The following is a 4155-nucleotide window of genomic DNA, read 5'->3' on the forward strand; positions in this document are numbered from 1 at the left end:
GGCGCTTCGGTGGTGGCGTTGCCGACGTATGCGTTCCAGCGTCAGCGGTACTGGCTGGAGGGTGCCGCGGGGCCGGTGACGGCCGAAGGCGACCCGGCCGACGCCGAGTTCTGGGACGCGGTGGAGCGGCAGGACCTCGAGGCCCTGGCCACCGCGCTGGACGTGGACACCACCGGCGAACAGTCCCTCGGAGCCGTGCTCCCCGCACTCTCCTCGTGGCGGCGGGCGCGCCGTGACCGTTCGGTCCTCGACTCCTGGCGCTACCACCTCACCTGGAACCGGGTACCGGACCCGTCCTCGGCCGCCCTGGGCGGCACCTGGCTGCTGGCGGTCCCGGCGGCCCGCCACCGCGGCACCGGCCCGACCGGCACCACCGATGCCCATCTGATCGACGCCGTCCGCAACGGGATGGCCCGTCACGGCGCCACCGTTGTCACCGTGGAACTGGACGAGGCCGACCGCGGCACGACCGCCGCCCGGCTCACCGAGGCCACCGCCGGTGCCACCCCCTCCGGTGTGCTCTCGCTGCTCGGCCTCGCCGACACCCCGCACCCCGCATACGCGGGCGTGCCCACCGGCCTCGCGCTCACCCTCGCCCTCGTCCAGGCCCTCGGCGACACCGGTGCCGAGGCGCCCCTGTGGCTCGCCACCCGGGGCGCGGTGTCCACCGGTGGCACCGACACCCTGGACAGCCCGGCCCAGTCGGCCGTCTGGGGGCTCGGCAGGGTCGCCGCCCTCGAACACCCCCAGCGCTGGGGCGGCATGATCGACCTGCCCGGCGCCGTGGACGGCCGGGTCACCACCCGGCTCTGCGGGGCGCTGGCGGGCGGCCTCGGCGACGAGGACCAGCTCGCGCTGCGGCCCTCCGGTGTGTTCACCCGCAGGCTGGTACGCGCCACCCCCGACCGGTCCCGGTCCGGCCCCGGCTGGACCCCCAAGGGCACTGTGCTGCTCACCGGCGGCACCGGGGGTGTCGGCGCCCAGATCGCCCGCTGGCTGGCCCGCAACGGTGCCGAACACCTGGTGCTCACCAGCCGCCGCGGCCCCGAGGCACCCGGTGCGGACAAGCTGACGGCCGAACTCACCGAGCTGGGCGCCAAGGTGACCGTGGCCGCGTGCGACGTGGCCGACCGCCGGGCGCTGGAAGCGCTGGTACGGCGGATCGAGGACCAGGGCCCGCCGATCCGCACCGTGATGCATATCGCCGGTGCCGGTGTCCTCGTCCCGCTCGCCGACACCGACCTGGCGGAGTTCGCGGACACCGCGGAGGCCAAGGTCGCGGGCGCCGCCAACCTCGACGCCCTCTTCGACCGGGACACCCTCGACGCGTTCGTGCTCTTCTCCTCCATCTCGGCCGTCTGGGGCAGTGGCGAACACGGCGCCTACGCCGCGGCCAACGCCTACCTCGACGGGCTCGCCGAGCACCGGCGCGCCCGGGGTCTGACCGCCACCTCGGTGGTCTGGGGCATCTGGAGCCCGGAGGAGGGGGGTATGGCCGCCAACCTGGCCGAGGAGCAACTGCGCGGCCGCGGCATCCCGTTCATGTGCCCCAAGCTGGCCATCGACGGCTTCCAGCGGGTGCTCGACCGCGACGAGACCGTGGTCGTCGTCGCCGACGTCGACTGGGAGCGGTTCGTCCCCGTGTTCACCTCCGCACGGCCCAGTCCGCTGATCGGTCAGGTGCCCGAGGTGGCGCGTGTCCTCGCCACCGACACGGACCCGGCGTTGGCCGGGACCGAGGAGTCCACCTCGCTGCGCGACCGGCTGGCCACGATGTCCATGGCCGAGCGGCAGAAGTCCGTGCTCTCCCTGGTGCGTGTCCAGATCGCCACCGTACTCGGCTATCCGGGCCCCGAGGCCGTGGAGGTCTCACGCGCCTTCCGCGAGCTGGGATTCGACTCCCTCAGCGCCGTGGACCTGCGCAACCGCCTGGGTGCCGCCACCGGACTGCGGTTCCCGGTCACCGTCGTCTTCGACTATCCGAGCGCGGCCGAACTCGCCGGACACATCGGCGCCGAACTCTTCCCCCACGACACGGCGGACACCGCACTGGACTCCGAAGAGGCGGAGGTCAGGAAGGCATTGACGGCCATCCCCCTGCTCCGCCTGCGGGAGTCCGGGCTGCTGGACGAGCTGCTACGGCTCGCCGACACCCCCGACCCCGCCACCGGCCCGGCGGACGAGGAACCCACGGAGTCCATCGACGACCTGGACGTGGATGACCTCGTCCGCATGGCCTACGACAAGAACGACCTCTGACGAGACGCGAGTGCGGAGCTGACCATGGCAAACCCCACCGACAAGATCGTTGGCGCACTGCGGGAGTCTCTGAAAGAGACGGAACGACTGCGGCGGGCCAACCAGCAACTGACCGCGGCCTCCCGCGAACCCATCGCCATCGTGGCGATGAGCTGCCGCTACCCCGGCGATATCCACGGGCCCGAGGACCTGTGGGACCTGGTCACCGGGGAGCGTGACGCCATCTCCGGCTTCCCCGGCAACCGCGACTGGGACCTGGAGAACCTCTACGACCCGGACCCCGACCGCCAGGGCACCGTCTACGCCACCGAAGGCGGATTCCTCCACGACGCCGACCGGTTCGACCCGGCCTTCTTCGGGATCTCACCCCGCGAGGCCACCGTGATGGACCCCCAGCAGCGGCTGCTGCTGGAGACCTCGTGGGAGGCGTTCGAACGTGCCGGGATCGACCCCGGCACCCTGCGCGGCAGCCGGACCGGTGTGTTCGTGGGCGCCGCCTACCAGGGCTACGTCCCCGACTGGCCCCATATGCCCGAAGGTCTCGAAGGCCACCTGGTCACCGGAATCTCCGCAAGCATCATGTCCGGCCGGATCGCCTACACCCTGGGCCTGGAGGGTCCGGCCGTCACCTTGGACACCGCCTGCTCGTCCTCGCTGGTCGCCCTCCACCTGGCCAGCCAGTCGCTGCGCCAGGGCGACTGTTCACTGGCGCTCGCGGGTGGCGCCGCCGTGATGGGCGCCCCCATGGGACTCATCGGCTTCGCCCGGCAGCGCGGCCTCGCCCAGGACGGCCGCTGCAAGGCGTTCGCCGAGGGCGCCGACGGTATGGGGCTCGGCGAGGGCGTCGGAATGCTGCTGCTGGAGCGGCTGTCGGACGCGCGGCGCAACGGCCATGAGGTGCTGGCTCTCGTCCGTGGCTCCGCCGTCAACCAGGACGGCGCCAGCAACGGTCTGACCGCCCCCAACGGCCGGGCGCAGCAACGGGTGATCCGCCAGGCGCTGACCAACGCGTCCCTGTCCGCCGAGCAGATCGACGCGGTCGAGGCACATGGCACCGGCACCCCGCTGGGCGACCCGATCGAGGCGGGCGCGCTGCTCGCCACCTACGGCAAGGACCGGCCGTCGGACCGGCCCGTGTTCATCGGCTCGCTGAAGTCCAACATCGGCCATCCGCAGGCGGCCGGTGGGGTCGGCGGTGTCATCAAGATGGTCCAGGCGATGCGCCACGGTGTGCTGCCCAAAACCCTGCACGCGGGGCAGCGCTCCTCGCGGATCGACTGGTCCGAGGGCGCGCTGGAACTGCTGACCGAGGCCCGTGCGTGGCCGCGCGACGGGGAACCGCGCCGCGCCGGTGTCTCGGCCTTCGGGGCGAGCGGCACCAATGTGCACACCATCATCGAGGAGGCGCCCGACGCCCCCGGGGCCACCTCCGAACCCGCCGCCGACCAGGGCGAAGTGGCCCCCGTGGGCGGGGGAGTGGTGCCGTGGACGCTGTCGGCCAAGAGCGGTGCCGCGCTGCGGGCGCAGGCCGAGCGGCTGCTGTCGCATCTGGAGGGGCGGCCCGAGCTGTCCCCGGCCGATGTGGGGTACTCCCTGGCCACCACCCGTGCCACCTTCGACCACCGCGCGGTGGTGGTCGGCGACAGCCGTGCCGCGCTGATGAGCGCGCTGGAGACACTGGCGTCGGGGGGCGCGTCACCTGCGGTGGTGCGCGGCGACGGCGCCCCTGCCGCCGACACCGGCCCCGTGTTCGTGTTTCCGGGGCAGGGGTCGCAGTGGGTGGGTATGGCGGTGGAGTTGTTTGAGGTGTCGCCTGTGTTCGGGCGGCGGATGGCGGAGTGTGAGGCGGCGCTGTCGGGGTTTGTGGAGTGGGGGCTGTCGGGTGTGTTGCGGGGT

Annotated in this window: 2 protein-coding genes; both read left to right on the forward strand. The window is 72.9% G+C overall.

Translation table 11 applies throughout. The features are described from left to right. The coding region (locus tag AB0C66_RS35885; protein ID WP_362448800.1) for an SDR family NAD(P)-dependent oxidoreductase at positions 1–2259 on the forward strand (2259 nt) is incomplete at its 5' end. A 24-nt stretch (positions 2260–2283) separates the two neighbouring features. Beyond that, positions 2284–4155, forward strand: a 1872-nt coding sequence (locus AB0C66_RS35890) for a type I polyketide synthase (protein ID WP_362448803.1), incomplete at its 3' end; no start/stop codon positions are given.

Source organism: Streptomyces sp. NPDC048636 (assembly GCF_040650655.1).
Taxonomy (GTDB): Bacteria; Actinomycetota; Actinomycetes; order Streptomycetales; family Streptomycetaceae; genus Streptomyces.